General features: G+C 38.1%; 18 protein-coding genes. 14 read left to right on the top strand and 4 right to left on the bottom strand.

The features are described from left to right. Positions 1 to 7: 7 nt before the first annotated feature. The 4 genes from ACY3XC_RS11550 to ACY3XC_RS11535 all read left to right on the top strand — a co-directional run bounded on the left by ACY3XC_RS11550 (position 8) and on the right by ACY3XC_RS11535 (position 2,205). Positions 8 to 412 carry a nitrate reductase cytochrome c-type subunit gene (locus ACY3XC_RS11550; protein ID WP_464868666.1) on the top strand — a complete coding sequence of 135 codons (405 nt, stop codon included), beginning with the start codon at positions 8 to 10 and terminating at the stop codon, positions 410 to 412. A gap of 65 nt (positions 413 to 477) precedes the next feature. After that, the gene (locus tag ACY3XC_RS11545) at positions 478 to 741 is read left to right on the top strand and encodes a chaperone NapD (protein ID WP_464868665.1); all 264 of its coding nucleotides are present in this window, start codon (positions 478 to 480) and stop codon (positions 739 to 741) included. Next, complete coding sequence (locus ACY3XC_RS11540; RefSeq protein WP_464868664.1) at positions 738 to 1,289, top strand: 4Fe-4S dicluster domain-containing protein; 552 nt, start codon at positions 738 to 740, stop codon at positions 1,287 to 1,289. Before ACY3XC_RS11545 ends, ACY3XC_RS11540 begins: the two co-directional genes overlap by 4 nt. Before the next feature lie 178 nt (positions 1,290 to 1,467). Continuing rightward, complete coding sequence (locus ACY3XC_RS11535; RefSeq protein WP_464868663.1) at positions 1,468 to 2,205, top strand: protein-glutamine gamma-glutamyltransferase; 738 nt, start codon at positions 1,468 to 1,470, stop codon at positions 2,203 to 2,205. A 39-nt stretch (positions 2,206 to 2,244) separates the two neighbouring features. Here ACY3XC_RS11535 and ACY3XC_RS11530 read toward each other — a convergent pair whose 3' ends face one another. Next, entirely contained in the window at positions 2,245 to 2,421 is a 177-nt protein-coding gene (locus ACY3XC_RS11530) for a hypothetical protein (protein ID WP_179158504.1), read from the bottom strand. Between the two features lie 283 nt (positions 2,422 to 2,704). Further along, complete coding sequence (locus tag ACY3XC_RS11525; protein WP_165979054.1) at positions 2,705 to 2,866, bottom strand: hypothetical protein; 162 nt, start codon at positions 2,864 to 2,866, stop codon at positions 2,705 to 2,707. A gap of 260 nt (positions 2,867 to 3,126) precedes the next feature. On the opposite strand from ACY3XC_RS11525, the gene ACY3XC_RS11520 reads away from it, so the two are divergent. The 6 genes from ACY3XC_RS11520 (at position 3,127) to ACY3XC_RS11495 (ending at position 8,172) form a co-directional block, all read left to right on the top strand. Continuing rightward, complete coding sequence (locus ACY3XC_RS11520; protein ID WP_464868662.1) at positions 3,127 to 3,786, top strand: TetR/AcrR family transcriptional regulator; 660 nt, start codon at positions 3,127 to 3,129, stop codon at positions 3,784 to 3,786. Positions 3,787 to 3,815: 29 nt separating this feature from the next. Further along, positions 3,816 to 4,553 (top strand): GTP pyrophosphokinase, encoded by a 738-nt coding sequence (locus ACY3XC_RS11515; RefSeq protein WP_464868661.1) that lies wholly within the window; start codon positions 3,816 to 3,818, stop codon positions 4,551 to 4,553. A gap of 154 nt (positions 4,554 to 4,707) precedes the next feature. After that, entirely contained in the window at positions 4,708 to 6,171 is a 1,464-nt protein-coding gene (locus ACY3XC_RS11510) for an alanine/glycine:cation symporter family protein (RefSeq protein WP_464868660.1), read from the top strand. Positions 6,172 to 6,292: 121 nt separating this feature from the next. Continuing rightward, positions 6,293 to 6,640: a metal-sensitive transcriptional regulator gene (locus ACY3XC_RS11505; RefSeq protein ID WP_464868659.1), complete on the top strand. Its 348-nt coding sequence runs from the start codon at positions 6,293 to 6,295 to the stop codon at positions 6,638 to 6,640. A gap of 123 nt (positions 6,641 to 6,763) precedes the next feature. Then, positions 6,764 to 7,432 (top strand): YfjL-like protein, encoded by a 669-nt coding sequence (locus ACY3XC_RS11500; RefSeq protein ID WP_464868658.1) that lies wholly within the window; start codon positions 6,764 to 6,766, stop codon positions 7,430 to 7,432. Between the two features lie 245 nt (positions 7,433 to 7,677). Continuing rightward, positions 7,678 to 8,172: a flavodoxin domain-containing protein gene (locus tag ACY3XC_RS11495; RefSeq protein WP_464868657.1), complete on the top strand. Its 495-nt coding sequence runs from the start codon at positions 7,678 to 7,680 to the stop codon at positions 8,170 to 8,172. Positions 8,173 to 8,214: 42 nt separating this feature from the next. Here ACY3XC_RS11495 and ACY3XC_RS11490 read toward each other — a convergent pair whose 3' ends face one another. Continuing rightward, the gene (locus ACY3XC_RS11490; protein WP_179158605.1) at positions 8,215 to 8,892 is read right to left on the bottom strand and encodes an SOS response-associated peptidase; all 678 of its coding nucleotides are present in this window, start codon (positions 8,890 to 8,892) and stop codon (positions 8,215 to 8,217) included. Positions 8,893 to 9,065: 173 nt separating this feature from the next. Between ACY3XC_RS11490 and ACY3XC_RS11485 the strand changes: the two genes are divergently transcribed. Beyond that, entirely contained in the window at positions 9,066 to 10,106 is a 1,041-nt protein-coding gene (locus ACY3XC_RS11485; protein ID WP_464868656.1) for an ATP-grasp domain-containing protein, read from the top strand. A 56-nt stretch (positions 10,107 to 10,162) separates the two neighbouring features. On the opposite strand, the gene ACY3XC_RS11480 is transcribed toward ACY3XC_RS11485, so the two are convergent. Next, on the bottom strand, positions 10,163 to 11,431 hold the full coding sequence (locus ACY3XC_RS11480; protein WP_464868655.1) for an MFS transporter: 1,269 nt from the start codon (positions 11,429 to 11,431) through the stop codon (positions 10,163 to 10,165). A gap of 438 nt (positions 11,432 to 11,869) precedes the next feature. Here ACY3XC_RS11480 and ACY3XC_RS11475 point away from each other — a divergent pair, with 438 nt between their 5' ends. From ACY3XC_RS11475 to ACY3XC_RS11465, 3 genes are all read left to right on the top strand, one after another. Next, positions 11,870 to 12,952 carry a hypothetical protein gene (locus ACY3XC_RS11475; protein ID WP_464868654.1) on the top strand — a complete coding sequence of 361 codons (1,083 nt, stop codon included), beginning with the start codon at positions 11,870 to 11,872 and terminating at the stop codon, positions 12,950 to 12,952. Positions 12,953 to 13,025: 73 nt separating this feature from the next. Next, positions 13,026 to 14,123: a glycosyltransferase family 4 protein gene (locus tag ACY3XC_RS11470; protein ID WP_464868653.1), complete on the top strand. Its 1,098-nt coding sequence runs from the start codon at positions 13,026 to 13,028 to the stop codon at positions 14,121 to 14,123. Beyond that, positions 14,116 to 14,892 carry a HipA family kinase gene (locus tag ACY3XC_RS11465; protein ID WP_464868652.1) on the top strand — a complete coding sequence of 259 codons (777 nt, stop codon included), beginning with the start codon at positions 14,116 to 14,118 and terminating at the stop codon, positions 14,890 to 14,892. The genes ACY3XC_RS11470 and ACY3XC_RS11465 overlap by 8 nt, the downstream gene beginning before the upstream one ends. The last annotated feature ends 53 nt before the right edge of the window (positions 14,893 to 14,945 follow it).

The following is a 14,945-nucleotide window of genomic DNA, read 5'->3' as shown; positions in this document are numbered from 1 at the left end:
GAATGGTATGAGAGGAAAAGAACTTCTTTATATTTTAGGGTTTGTCTTAGTAATTGTTGTTGCAATTACTTCGACTAAATTGCAAGGATCATTAGAATCTGCCTCTACTAATCTGAAAGTGAATAACCCGGCAGCAGGATTAATTCAGTTGACCGAAGAAGGAAGACAAGATGCTGCAACTATGGGACTTTTGAATGCACCTCCGATGCAGCATGTTACTCATGTAGACCGATGGAATGGAGAGCTTCACCATGAAAGCTGTTTAGCCTGCCATGGAAAAGAGGGGACTGGAGCACCTACGCCGCCAGATGACCATTTTTATGATAATGATCCAAAAGGCCAAGTTTTCAGGGATAATTGTGTTCAATGTCACGCCCAACAAAATGATACAAAAACGGCGTTCAACGAGTAGTATAGCGTGATTGGCCTCCTTTCTTAATCTGAAGGCCAACCAAATAAAGTCTGGAGGGGTTGAGCATGGTTATTTCGGGAATTTATGTTGAAACAATCCCAGGCCAAGCAGAACATGCAGCAGAAAAATTAGCTTCTATAAACGGTGTTGAAGTTCACCATATCCATGAAGGAAAAAAAGTAATCCTTACATTAGAAACGGAGACGGTAGACCAAAGCTATAGAACCGCAGAAACCTTTAAGGAAATTGCCGGGGTCCTTGCCATTTGTCTAGTTTACACAAACTTTGAAGATGAGCCATATTATCAAGAGGCTGCTGGTGCTAGATGACAGAAAAGCTAAAAAGAAGAGAATTTCTTTCATTAAACTGGGAATCTGCCATTGGTTTCTTAGGGAATTTTATTGCACCACAAATAGAGGTGGAAAGGGATTTTTTCCGCCCGCCGGGGTCTTGTAATGAACTGGAATTTCTAACCTCTTGTTCTAGATGTGGGAAATGCAAGGAGATATGTCCTGAAAATAGTATCAGGTTATTTCCTCTTGAAAGTGGAGTGAAATTGGTTAATACTCCCTATCTTGATCCAAACGTAACACCTTGCACACTTTGCACGAAGTGTATCGAAGTATGTCCGGCCAAATCATTAAACTTTGCCGATTTCGCTGTCACCCCTAGTATTGGAACTGTCCAGGTCAATACTGAACATTGTCTTGCTTTTAAAAATGTAATGTGTGATTACTGTGTTCGTGCATGCCCAAATGAAGGAGCACTGAATTTAGTACAGGGTACCCCAAGTGTCTCAATTGAAAAATGTACGGGCTGTGGAATCTGTGTAGCTGGCTGTATAGCTGAAGAAACGGCATTAAAAGTAAGATTATAAATGATAAAAAAGACCTGGGTTAGTCTAGTCCTGTGGTCTTTTTTTGTCCAAGGATTTTACCCATTATCGCCTATATAATAATTCAAGTTGGTATTTCATAAAGATATTATTACTGACGGGCAAACTCTCCTGCATGTTCCTAGGGATAGGTTCATATGGTTTAGAAAGGAGGTATCCAATGATTAGTATCAATGGTGTGATCGTCAAGGCAGAAGATCTCCAAAAAGAAATTACGAATAATGATCAAAGGGCAATTTTGAAGCAAATGGTGAGTTACCCTGTGGTTTATTATTACTCTTCTCTTCAACAATTGAAATTTGAATTATTATTTCGAGTAAATACAATTAAGGCTGCAACGGCATTAGATAAAGGCGGTGCAAAGTTTACCACTTTCACATATTCCTTTCCCAACAGGAAGTACTGGTATCGATTGCCGAATGGAGGCTTTCTCTTGCGTGAGGGGTTCAATCCCTCTGAAGGAATTGAGGATATCGTGAAAAATGGGAAGTTATATGCTTTCGAATGCGCTACAGCTATTGCAATCGTCCTATACATTGCTGCACTCTATACCATTGGACCGAGGGCATTTAATACGTACTTCAGGCGTCTTTATTTAATGGATTGGCAATTCGACGAGGATCTTCCTGTTTATCAAAAGGATGGTGAGGATTTTCTCATTGGTGATGTCTTACATTTTAAAAATCCAGATTTTGACCCAAAACAGCCGTGGTGGAGGGCTGAAAATGTAATTTTTTTTGGTAATGATAAATTCTTTGGACATGGAATTGGAATAAGAGATTCTAAGACCATTATTAACTTCTTAAATGGAAAGAGAAAAGAGAATCATACGGAATCTGCTTATCTTATGCGTATGATCACAAGGCCAAATTATAGAACGATTAACCTATTGCGTTAAAGAATAAGGAGCTTCCGAAATGGAAGCTCCTCTTATATATCAACCGTGTATTCTTCCGTCAAAATCAGCGCTAAGCCGTTTGCTGATTAAATAATCCAGCTCACGCCGCTTTTCAACTTCCATTCTCACATTTAATTTTCGTTTATAGTCTTCATAACATACTCCGTGTGCACTCAACATCGCTTTTTCCATTTCATTTGTATACTTTAGTTTCAAATAATGGATAATGAATCCCTCCGGTTTTTACCGTTTTAACGGCTTTATGGGTAACACAATTACAATGATAGCACTGCAATTATTTCCATACAAAGTCGAAAAAACAGCATATCTGGCGGTCAGCTTTCGTGAGGTGGATGCTCGTGAATATAACTCTTACGTTCTTAAAATAGAAGCCATATCCTTCCAATAAGAGCTTGTAATGTTTTTATCGAAACAAAAGAAAGCCCATTGCATGTGCAGCAATGGGCTTTCTTGTTATGGGTTGCAAATTAAAATCTTTTTAATTCATAGATTTATCTAACATGAAATCAGCTTTTGGCAGTGTAATAATCTTGCCGCCAATTTGCACGTGTACGGTATCGTTGAAAATGGCTTTTACAATTCCCTTTAGTGAAACACTTGAGTTGATTGAGATATCTTTTTTATCAGATTGGTTTGCCATATTAATCAACACCTTCCAAAGTTAATTATAGAATATTATATATGAATAAAACCAAAAAAAGCGAGTAAAAAGACTCAGAAAATCAAAAAATAAATAATTTGTTCATGTTATTTCAATCGACTGCCAAGGGGTGTGAACATAGATTGGAATAACATGAACTATAGTTCAAGTATTACATGTTAAAGTGAGTCTGTCAATGGAAACATGAACTGTGGTTCAATATTAAATTTTTGTGGTATACTAGGTATGAGGTGAGAAAAATGTCAGACCGAGAAGACCAGCTGGTTGGTGAGTTTCCCCTAATTCCTAAGCAGGAACGAGCGCAAATAAAAAGAGATTTATTATTAAAAAGTGGTCATGAATTATTTGTTTCAAAAGGGTTTGAGCATACAACGGCAAAGGAAATCGCCGCACATGCAGGGGTGGCAACCGGGACTTTTTATCGGTACTTTTCGGATAAACGACAGCTGTTAATGTCTCTGTTAGAGGATCAAATTGAGATGTTAATGCCGCCTGAACCAAAATGGGGTGTTTCAGATCCAGAAAGTACGTTAGCTTCCCTATTAGAATCACATGATGAACGTCTGAAGGAAATGGGCTTGCAGCGATTACTTCCTGAGTTATTGGCTAAGGATACAGAGTTTGCAGAGGTATTAGCAGCCGGAAAACGGAAGATTTTTACTAGGATTCTTTCCGGATTAAAAAGGGCTAACGATAATGATTTAACTTGGAACGATTTAGATTTAAATACCGTTACGTGGTCGGTGATGATTTTGGCCGAGCATGCCCATGAGAAAATGAAACAATGTGGGAATCAGACAGATTATCGTGAAGTAGCTAAGGTGATGTGCCGTATAATTTTTCCACCAGAAGTCATGAAACAATTACGCACAAATGGAACTGTAACAAAAGAAGAGTAACGATTTTCGAAAGGATGTAAGCGATAGCAATGGAAAAGACCCTAGATTTGAAGGATTTAAAAGCAATCAAAATAGAATTGACTCGTTTTATGATGGCTTATAAATTTGCTTTAGATGAAATGTCCACAAAAATTAATATACTTAAAGATGAATTTAATTATATTCATGACTATAATCCAATAGAACATGTTAAAACACGATTAAAATCGCCTGAGAGCATCTTTAGAAAAGTTCAGCGAAAAAGGTTGGAATTCAACCTACACAGCATAAAGGACAATATAAAAGATATAGCAGGTATGAGAATAACCTGTTCCTTTATTTCCGATATTTATGAAATTAGCAGGATGATTGCGAATCAGAAAGACATTCGAATATTAGAATATAAGGATTATATTAAAAATCCAAAGCCCAATGGTTATCAAAGCTTGCATATGATTCTGGAAATACCGATTTTCATGTCCGATCGTGAGGAATTAACCTGTGTTGAGATTCAAATTCGGACCATTGCCATGGATTTTTGGGCAAGCCTAGAACATAAAATTTATTATAAATATAACAAAGCAGTTCCTCAAAAAATGCTTGATGAATTAAAAACAACTGCCGAAATGACTGTAATGTTAGACAATAAAATGGAAAATCTTCATAAGGAAATGAAGAAAATGAAACAAGCTGATGAGGCTGAGGAAATGCTTCAGTCTATGGGGATCGGAAACAACAAATTAAAATTATTAGAGTCATTTATGGAAGAAAAACTCGGAATTAAATAATAATGAGAAAGCCTATTACATTTTTAATGAAATAGGCTTTTTGTATGTTTAAAAAACAAATTAATCTAAATATTTTTAAAAGACAAAAAATTCTTTTATTTTGTAGATAAGCTGTTATATAATAGAAAACATCAAAGAGAAAAGGGGGATTTACTTGGAACAAATTGTGAATTGGTTAAATGGAATTATTTGGAGTCAGGCACTTATTTTTTTATGTTTAGCGGTAGGATTGTTTTATACGTTATCAACTAGGTTTCTTCAAATTAGGCATATGAAGGATATTTTTAGGTTAATGTTTAAAGGTCAAAAATCAGAAGCTGGAATTTCGTCCTTTCAGGCACTTAATCTAGCATTGTCCGGCAGGGTTGGAACAGGGAATATTGCTGGGGTTGCGACTGCAATAGCTTTTGGTGGTCCAGGTGCTGTTTTCTGGATGTGGCTAATCGCTTTTTTAGGAGCAGGTTCGGCCTTCATTGAATCTACTCTTGGACAGGTGTATAAGACCAAACAAGGCGGCCAATTCCGCGGGGGTCCGGCCTATTACATAGAAAAAGGTTTAAAGATAAAATGGTACGCTGTATTATTTGCTATCGTAACAGTTATTGCTACTGGTGCCCTTTTACCAGGGGTACAGGCAAATAGTATTGCCGTCAGTATAGATAATGCCTTTGGGATAAATACGAGTATTACAGGTATTGTATTAATTTTAGTGTTAGCCATCATTATTTTTGGCGGTATAAAACGGATCGCACGTACAGCCGAACTTATTGTACCATTTATGGCTGTTGGTTATATTCTCGTGTCTTTTATCATTACTTTTGCAAATTTTTCTCAAATACCAGAAGTCCTGTCTTTAATATTTTCTAGTGCATTTGGCGGCAATGCGGCTTATGGGGGAATTTTAGGTGCTGCTATTTCTTGGGGAGTGAAGCGAGGCATTTATTCAAATGAAGCAGGTCAGGGTACAGGGCCGCATGCAGCTGCTGCTGCGGAAGTATCGCATCCTGCTAAGCAAGGAATTGTGCAAGCATTCTCTGTATATATTGATACTTGGTTTGTTTGTACGGCAACTGCCTTTATGATCCTGATGACTGGAATGTACAATGTCACACCAGAAGGAAAAGAACCAATTGTTACAAACCTTACCGAAGTTGAGGCCGGTCCTGGCTACACACAAGCAGCAGTTGAATCCGTTTTACCAGGATTTGGTGCGCCGTTTGTAGCAATTGCATTATTATTCTTCGCATTTACAACCATCATGGCTTACTATTATATGGCGGAAACAAATCTTGCTTATATTTTTAAAAATAAGAATCGTTGGACGGAATATGTTCTGAAATTCGTTATCTTAGGAATGACCTACTATGGCTGCGTTAAAGAAGCAGGTCTTGCCTGGGCACTAGGGGATGTTGGGGTTGGGGCAATGGCCTGGTTAAACCTTATCGCTATTCTCTTATTAACCAAACCTGCCCTAAAAGTTCTTAAAGACTATGAAGCACAGTTGAAGGATGGAAAAGATCCTGTGTTTGATCCTGTTAAATTGGGTATCAATGATGCTGATTTCTGGGAACATGAGTATAAGTATCCTGAAAAAGAGACAGTTGAAAAAACAGGCTGATGCTTTTGGTCAAAAAGAAAACTGACATTCACGTGTCAGTTTTTTTCTTATTTAGGAGGAATGTTGTGCATCGCTTTACGATAGGGGGGTATGATATAATAATTGAAAATGAGGTGATGGAATGTCTATTGAACATGAAAATGATGAAGAAATGAATAATGATTCCTGCTGCAGTATTGAAGGCAGCCACCGAAAAAGCCATCATTCCGATAAGGTGAAGAGTAATCTTGTTACGAGACTTAATCGAATTGAAGGACAAATTCGTGGAATTAAAGGATTAATTGAAAAGGATACATATTGTGATGATGTGATTACGCAAATTTCAGCCACGCAATCCGCACTTAATAGCGTTGCAAAAATACTGTTAGAAGGCCATCTTAAATCGTGTGTGCTTGAAAGAATTCAAGAAGGGGACAATGAGGTTTTAGATGAGGTCCTGGTTACGATTCACAAATTAATGAAGAAATAATGCTCCTCCTCCAGGTCGTACTTTTTGTACGTCTTTTTTTTTCCATTTTATTGTAGTTGTTAGAAGGAATAAGAAAAACCGGTGAAGAATAATATAGTTATAATATTCTGATAATTCAAAGGGGTGAGGAATATAAAGGCAACTAAGATTATCCTAATGGTATTTACGGGACTCATTCTGACTTTTAGTTTTTATGCTTATACAGTATTTTACGGGACACCCTGGGGAAAAGAGAATCATGAAGGAAATATGCAGAACTATATAACGGAAAAATATCAAGCTGAATTTGTACTTACGAAAATTAATTACAATTTTTTAAGCGAAACCTACCAAGGATATGCCCATCCTAAGAATCATTCAAACCTTTTATTTATCATTGAGCAGGATGCGGATTCTCCGCGTGGTTACTCCGATAATTATCCGAAAGTTATGTGGGATAGTGAGTTAGCAACGGACCTTAAAGCTCAAATTAAAGAACTTTTTCCGGATTTGGACGAAGGAATGTTTAAAGCACTGCAAATCAAAGACAAAGGAGAAATCTTTGGTTCGAATATTCCTACCTATGAAGAAATAAATGTATCGATCCTCTCTACCTCTATTCCTATAGATTTAAAAACAAATTGGTCAAATATAAACCAAAATAACGAATTAAAGAAAATGAAGAAACTTAGTCAATTTTTAAAAGAGGCTCGTTTCCCTGTATTAATCGAGGTAAGATATTATGAAAATGAACTGAATGAACAGGCTAAGGTCGTTTTTATTACAGAAGAAGGGAATATCATCGAAAAATAGTGCTCCTATAAAGGGTGGCACTATTTTTCAAGGTTTCTATTGTAATAATTTGATAGAGTTTTTTTATTCCTCATGATACGCATCACATTAGGACTGAGTTGTTTGGGGGTTGAATTGTAGAAATATTGCCAATATTTATCCCGGATATTTATTATTGCTGCATTATAATTAAGGTAACATCAAAAGGTCAGACAGATTTGGGTGATTTGAAGGTGAAAATTTTTCCATGGAGGGTAGGATGATTTATGAAGACATTGATTGTTTATTGCTCATCTCATGGCACTACAGAAAAAGCTGTCCAATTACTGAGTGAGTGGATGGAAGGAGAAGTCTTAGCTGTCGATTTAAAAAGGGATAGAATTGCATTTGAAGTAAGCGATTATGACTTCGTAATCATCGGCGGCTCTATCCATGCCGGCAGTATTCAAGGGAAAATAAAGCATTTTATCGGCAAGCATCATGATGAGCTGTTAACCAAAAAACTGGGCTTGTTTCTTTGCTGCTGGCATGATGGCGAAACAGCTATTGAGCAATTTGATCTCGCCTTTCCAGAGGAATTAAGGAAAGTTTCAATCGCAAACGGTATTTTTGGGGGAGAATTCCTCGTAAGTAAAATGAATTTTATTGAAAGGCAGATTGTTAAAAAAGTGAGTGGTGTTACTGAGGATACTTCGAATTTAGATACAACGGCAATCATGACCTTTGTAATGAAAATTAATGCAACCTTTGCTCATGTTTAAAAAATACCTGACCCTCCGTTGGGTCAGGTATTTTTTTGGGGCTTAACAAATTTTTTGAATCAGTTGAATTGAATTATTTTTGGGTGAATTAACAAGAGGACTCACTTCATAGGCTTCCATTAAATTATGCTCAAGGGGTTTAAGCAAGTGATGAAGCTTATTAGTCTCTGTTATGGAAGGGTCAAGCCAATATTTTTCATCTTCAGGTTTTAAGATTACAGGCATCCGGTCATGGATGTCTTGAACCAGCTCGTTCGGGCTTGTGGTGATCACGGAACAGGAATAAATTGATTTTCCTTCGGGGGACTTCCAATTCTCCCAGAGACCAGCCATAGCAAATAATTCATCTGATTTGAGCTTAATTCTCATCGGAATTTTAGTCTTATTATCAATTCTTTTCCATTCATAAAAACTATCGGCCACAATCAAACAGCGTTTTTTCTGATAGGCATTCCGAAAGCTTGGCTTTTCAGATAAAGTTTCGGCACGCGCATTAATCATTTTATATCCAATAGACATATCCTTTGCCCATGGCGGAATTAATCCCCAACGCAAAAACCCCATCTTATTATGAGTTCCATTATTAATCACCGCTAACACCGATTGCGAAGGAGCCACATTATAACTAGGCAAATACTCCTCCTCCTGAAGAAAAAACTCCACATCAAACCGATCAATCAACTGATCAACCGTAGCCGTCAACGTAAACCGTCCACACATGTACAATACCCCCTCTGGTTGTCCGGTGCCGGTTGTCCGGTGCCTGTCACCATTTATACATTGTATCACCATTTATTCATCGAATTATATAGTAAAATGTATAAAATGGAAATTATAGGCGAATAATGTTTAAGGTTTTTAGTTTGAAGAATTCAACGAGAAAGAGGTTCCGTATGAGAATTTGGTTTAATAGGTGGTTTACGACGGTTACGCATTTTATGGAGTTGATTCGTGGAAATGAGGAGGGGCGGCGGTTTGAGATTTTTGGCACTCATTCAAATAAGGACGCTCTCTATTTGCAGTATTGTGATTATGCCTTTACAGAACCCACCGTTTCAGGTGAGGAATATATTGAGTTTTGTCTAGAGTTTTGCCGGAAGCATCAGATTGATATTTTCATCCCAAGAAAAGAAAATGTCACAATCTCAAAAAGGGTTGCTGATTTTGAGGCGATGGGTGTAAAGGTACTGGTATGTCCAGATTCGGAATTGATGGAGACATTGGATAATAAAGCTGCTGCCTACCATTCCATCCTGCAAAAGGAAGAGGCTGGGGCAAAACTTGTTTCGATACCAGATTTTTATGTGGTTAATAATATAAATGATTTCAAATCTGCCTATCAATGTTTGAAGGATAAAGGACATACAGTGTGTTTTAAACCTGTTGTGGGTGAAGGCGCCACAGGTTTTCGCGTTATTGAGGATAAAATTGAAAGTATTGATCAGCTGTTTAGAAGGGCAAGCAGCCGCCGTCTTCCATATCAATACGCTTGTGAAATTCTAAGCCAGCAAGAGGTTTTCCCAGACTTAATGGTGCTGGAGTATTTAGAAGGTCCGGAATTCAGCATAGATTGTGTTGCATCCAATGAACAGCTGTACGCTGCGATACCAAGGATGAAAGGGGAAGGAAGGATAAGAGAAATCTTAGATCATCATGAGCTAATTCAACTAGCCCAGCGGTTTCATCAACACTACCATATACCGTACATTTTTAATATTCAGGTTAAATATAATCAGGGTGTCCCTAAGCTGCTCGAAATCAATCCTCGAATGAGCGGGGGCATGCATTTTAGCTGCTTAACTGGCCTTAACCTTCCGTACCTAGCGATAAAACTCTTGCTAGGTGAAGAAATCGGACAATTGAAGCCTAAATTTGGAATTAGGGCTAGTCATCTTGAGAAAGAAATGATACTTGAAAAAGATCTTTTTGCGTAACATCTAACTTCAACAACGCCTTGGGTGATTTCCCAAGGCGTTGTTTGTTTATGTCATTATTTATTAATAACCTGGATTTTTTCAGTGGTTTCTGGGACGCGCAGTAAAACGGCGCCGCCAAGGATAAATAAAATAACTAAGCTAAATACTCCTGCGTTTGTATTACCTGTTATTTGGGCAGTTACACCGACCAAAGCTGGTCCTAGGATGGAAGCAAATTTATAAAAAATATTATAGAATCCGAAGAACTCGTTTGCATTTTCCTTTGGAACCAACTTCGCAAAGTAGGAGCGGCTAAGTGCTTGGATTCCACCTTGGGAGGACCCTACAAGCATCGCCAAAATCCAGAAATCTAAGGTTGTTTTCATGAAATAAGCATAGATACAAATAATAATATAAATAAAAATGCCAACTAATAACATTCTTTTTCCTGTGAATTTATCTGCCAGTCTTCCATAAACAAGCGCGAATGGAGCTGCAATTACTTGTGTGGCAAATAGAATGATTAATAGATTTGTAGATGATATACCAAGATCGGTTCCATAGGCAGTAGACATAGTTATAATCGTGTGAACGCCATCGATATAAAAGAAATATGCAATAAGGAATAGAAATAATGGACGGTAAGCTTTTATCCTTTTAAGAGTTTGAAATACTTTTTTAAAGCTGGTAGAAATCGGTTTTGCAACCCGCTCGACGTAATAGACCTGTTCCACATTTTTTAACATTGGAATCGTAAAGGTTCCCCACCAAATCGCTGTGATTGCAAAGGCTATTTGCGTGGAGACAGTTACAGATAAGGGCAGAATCCCTTGTTGTGATAATAGAATAAGAGCAATGCCGATGATGAAAGGAATGGTACTTCCGATATATCCCATCGCAAACCCGCGGGCGGAAATCTTATTCATCCGTTCTTCACTTGTTACGTCGACAAGGAAGGCATCATAAAAGATATTGGCTCCTCCAAAACCAATGACGGTAACAATGTAACAGATTAAGAGGATGAGCCACTGGTTACTGGGAACAACTGCCAATAGAGCCGTAAAGGCAATCCCTAGAATAACAAAAAAGGTAAATAATCGCTTTTTTAAGCCCCTAAAATCTCCAATCGTTCCTAAAATCGGTGCACAAATGGAAACGAGGAGAGTCCCAAAGGAATTTGCATATCCCAAATACGCCGTAGAGGTAGAACCCGCAAGACCTGCACCATCTGCTGCTGCTTTAAAATATAAAGGGAAGATGGCTGTTGTAATTAATATGGAGTATGCAGAATTGGCCCAATCATAAAAAACCCAGCTCTTTTCTTGCTTCGTCAATCGACTCATAGTGAGTACCTCCTATTTAATTGTCAACTAAATGTACACCTCTTTTACATAAATATATGCGGAGCTATCACAACTTTAACAATAGTCCATCCATTTATTTATAACACCTTTTAAAGAGTGTAGCTTCTATAACAATTGTACAATAACTAGAGGGTTTAATTGTTAATTTTTCAATAATTTTAACACTTATGGTAATAATGCTATTGAAAAAAGCCAGTTCCTTTTGAGTATCCGGCTTTCTTCGTTTTTGGAAAGGTAGAATTAACTATACATTTTTCTTTTTATAGTCAATTGCCTTAACACTTTATACATCAATTGAATTTAATATAATAGGCAGTAAATTTCTAGGGTCTAGGCTTAGACAAGCTGGTTATCCAAATGAATACTGCCAAAATATGAAATCAAGCTGCCAACTTGGAAAGAAAGGAGTGAATATATATGTATATTGAGAATTTAGAACAATGGATGCAAAACATTAAAGTAACAAACCTTGTTAATGCCGATGTGGAAGTGGTTAATAACACACCGTTAGTGATGATGGGAAAAGGACGCCAAGGTGCAGTATTTCAAATATCGGATGACATCTGTGTAAAGGTGTTCGGGAATACCGAGGATTGCGATCGCGAATATTATGCTCTATCCCTTGGACAGCAGACTTCTCTATTTCCTAAGCTCTATGGGAAAGGTCCTCTCTATATTGTGATGGAAATTATCCGGGGTGTTGATTTACGCGAGTATTTACAATCCCAGCCATTAACAGAGGCACTTTCAGCAAAATTAATTGAAATGCTAATTACATTTAAAGAAATTGGATATGAGAGAATTGACCACCATAAGCGTCAAATTTACCTACAGTCTGATGGCAGTCTAAAGGTAATCGACGTAGCGAGAACCATTTGGCGTGATAGGGTCTATCCATACCCACGTAAATTATTGACATCCTTAGGGGAAGAAAACAAAGCAATCTTTATGACACATGTACAAGAAATGGCACCGGAATTATATGCAGAGTGGCTCCATTACATCCGAATGGAGGAAATCTCAAGGGAAATTACGGCGTTACTTCTCCCGCAGAAACCCGATAAGAATAAAGTCAAAAATCTGAGTAATAGTTTATTGACAACAGCGGATGAGAAAAACTATGTGGTGCTCCTCCAGGGTCTCGTTCATAAGGTTTTCAAGGAAGAATGGATCAAAACGATGCTGGCACGTGGGGCAGATCCAGAAAAAGTAATGGAAAAAATCGATGAATATTGGGACAAATTCGAACAAAGTTTTGAGTCAAGGTATCCAGAAGGTGATAGAGGTTACAAGGGTGAAAGACGTTTCGAAGGAGATAGAAACTCCAAAGGGGATCGTGACGCCAGAAGATGGAAAAGCTTCGAGGGCGATAGAGGGCGTCGCAGCAAAGGCGCTAAGGGTGGTAAAGGGAAATACTACTCGGGAGATAGATACGATGATCGCAACCGCCGTGACGATAAGCGAGGCAAGAACAAAGGCAAGGATAAAAAACGTCGTTAAACGACATTAAGGGTTTAACCTAGTGACCTAACAGGGGTGGGGAGGAGCCTAATGAAAACGAGGAGAAACCATTATGAAAGTATTAGTAATCTGGCGTCTGCTGACAGTTGGCGGGGTGAATGCCGGCTGGCGCAATCGCTCGATTTATTTTAAGAAACATGGAATTGATACAGAGTTTTTATACACTACCGATCATGGAGGGCTTCACATTATGGAAGATGTCGCTCCCGTTTATTTGACAAAGGATGAACAGGAGATTATCAAGATTATTAAAGACAATCATTATGACGCCATTATTGTTGTTGACACGGGTGCTGCTTTTAAGTGGCTTAAGAAAGCAAACTATCAAGGTCCAGTACTGGTAGAGGCACGCACACCAGAACTGATTAAGCTTAAGCCTCATTTAAAATCATTCAGAGGGATAAATCCCAAAGCCATTATTGTACCTTCACAGTATCAAAAACGATTGGTATCCATTCTAACAGATGAGATTCCGATACATGTGATTTATAATGGCATCGATACGTCATATTACCGAGCTTTGAATGACGAAGAGATAAATTATGACAGTCAACCGGTCCTTCCAAACGGTAAAAAAATTATTGGCTGGATTGGCAGATTGGATAAACGTAAAAACTGGCAAATGTTAATAGAAGTGGCGAAGCTAATAAAAGGTCAGCGTGATGATGTTGAATTTTGGGTGATTGGCGGTGCACAAAGTGTGCAGCGGGAGGAATTTAGAGCCAAATGGGAGGAGGAAAACCTCACGGATATTGTTAAATGGTTTCCAGTGATACCCTATCAGCAAATGCCGCAGGTATATGCGAAAATTCGCCAATCAGGCGGGTGTACGCTGGCAACTACTAAGACCGAATCCTTTGGAAATACCTTTATTGAATCGATGGTTTGTGGTGTGCCAGTAGTTTCTTCAAAAATGGCGCCGGTTACAGAATTGGTTATCCACGGTGAACATGGTATGTTATTTCGTGGTCAAAATGTAGAGGATGCTGTCAATCAACTTTCGGGTATTTTGGATAACCCAAGCCTCCATCAACAAATGTCAAAGGCTGCGATTGCGCGCGTCCATGAAAAGTTCGCGATAGAGGTTGTGGCAGAACAATATGTTGATTTATTGAAAAAAATAGGAGGGGGGAGGGCCGGGAATGATTAAACCAGTCGCCTACAAGAAAACACTAGAAGGAAAGTCAAATGCTCACTTGATAACATTTAATGATGGACGAGACTATGTTGTGAAGTATTTCCAGCCTGGATTTGAAAAAACGTTGGCAAATGAATGGGTCGCCTATTGCCTAGCACGGTACCTTGGTCTCCCCATCCCTTTTGCACAATTAGTAGAAATCCCCCAGGAGTTTTCCTCACAATACTCTGAACTTTCTCAAATGACTCAAACACAGTTTCAATTTGCTAGTCTTTACGTACCAGACTGTTATGATGGACATCAAGTGACCAATGTTCCTGCTATTTCAAACAAAGAAAACCTAGCAGGTGTTATTTTATTTGATTACTGGTTGTGCAATCGTGATCGAACTAGGAAAAATATCATTCTATGCGATGACACCCCGAATTCCTATCGCTTGTGGATTATCGATCATGCTGAAGTGTTCGCTTCCTATGACTGGACACTGCAAGATATCGAATCACTGCCGATTACGATTTTAAAAAGTGCAACTCATCAATTAATGGCATGTTTTATCGAGAATGAGGAGGAGTTTAACGAGCAGCTAGAAATCATTCAAACGCTGCCCATTCATTTAATAGAAGAAATTGTAGCAATTATTCCAGAAGATTGGCAGGTTACGAGTGAAGAAAGAAAAGCGATTGTTAGTACACTGCACACACGTCGTAAAAGAATACTAAAAAAACTGATGGAAAGGTTTATAAAAAGAGTTTATCGGCCAATACATGAACAAAATAAATGATTCCCTTGGCTATTTTGTAAAGGGAGTTTTATTTTTTAGAAAAGGTCTTTTAA

This window comes from Bacillus sp. CZDM1, assembly GCF_055502545.1.
Note: the sequence above shows the minus strand (reverse complement) of the source record. Positions and strands in the feature narration are given on the sequence as shown.

Excerpts from the sequence above, each read along its gene's own strand:
- ACY3XC_RS11520 (WP_464868662.1), top strand. The coding sequence starts at position 3,127 with ATGTCAGACCGAGAAGACCAGCTGGTTGGTGAGTTTCCCCTAATTCCT.
- ACY3XC_RS11535 (WP_464868663.1), top strand. The coding sequence starts at position 1,468 with ATGATTAGTATCAATGGTGTGATCGTCAAGGCAGAAGATCTCCAAAAA.
- ACY3XC_RS11465 (WP_464868652.1), top strand. The coding sequence starts at position 14,116 with ATGATTAAACCAGTCGCCTACAAGAAAACACTAGAAGGAAAGTCAAAT.
- ACY3XC_RS11480 (WP_464868655.1), bottom strand. The coding sequence starts at position 11,431 with ATGAGTCGATTGACGAAGCAAGAAAAGAGCTGGGTTTTTTATGATTGG.
- ACY3XC_RS11505 (WP_464868659.1), top strand. The coding sequence starts at position 6,293 with ATGTCTATTGAACATGAAAATGATGAAGAAATGAATAATGATTCCTGC.
- ACY3XC_RS11550 (WP_464868666.1), top strand. The coding sequence starts at position 8 with ATGAGAGGAAAAGAACTTCTTTATATTTTAGGGTTTGTCTTAGTAATT.
- ACY3XC_RS11490 (WP_179158605.1), bottom strand. The coding sequence starts at position 8,892 with ATGTGTGGACGGTTTACGTTGACGGCTACGGTTGATCAGTTGATTGAT.
- ACY3XC_RS11525 (WP_165979054.1), bottom strand. The coding sequence starts at position 2,866 with ATGGCAAACCAATCTGATAAAAAAGATATCTCAATCAACTCAAGTGTT.
- ACY3XC_RS11475 (WP_464868654.1), top strand. The coding sequence starts at position 11,870 with ATGTATATTGAGAATTTAGAACAATGGATGCAAAACATTAAAGTAACA.
- ACY3XC_RS11470 (WP_464868653.1), top strand. The coding sequence starts at position 13,026 with ATGAAAGTATTAGTAATCTGGCGTCTGCTGACAGTTGGCGGGGTGAAT.
- ACY3XC_RS11540 (WP_464868664.1), top strand. The coding sequence starts at position 738 with ATGACAGAAAAGCTAAAAAGAAGAGAATTTCTTTCATTAAACTGGGAA.
- ACY3XC_RS11515 (WP_464868661.1), top strand. The coding sequence starts at position 3,816 with ATGGAAAAGACCCTAGATTTGAAGGATTTAAAAGCAATCAAAATAGAA.
- ACY3XC_RS11485 (WP_464868656.1), top strand. The coding sequence starts at position 9,066 with ATGAGAATTTGGTTTAATAGGTGGTTTACGACGGTTACGCATTTTATG.
- ACY3XC_RS11545 (WP_464868665.1), top strand. The coding sequence starts at position 478 with ATGGTTATTTCGGGAATTTATGTTGAAACAATCCCAGGCCAAGCAGAA.
- ACY3XC_RS11495 (WP_464868657.1), top strand. The coding sequence starts at position 7,678 with ATGAAGACATTGATTGTTTATTGCTCATCTCATGGCACTACAGAAAAA.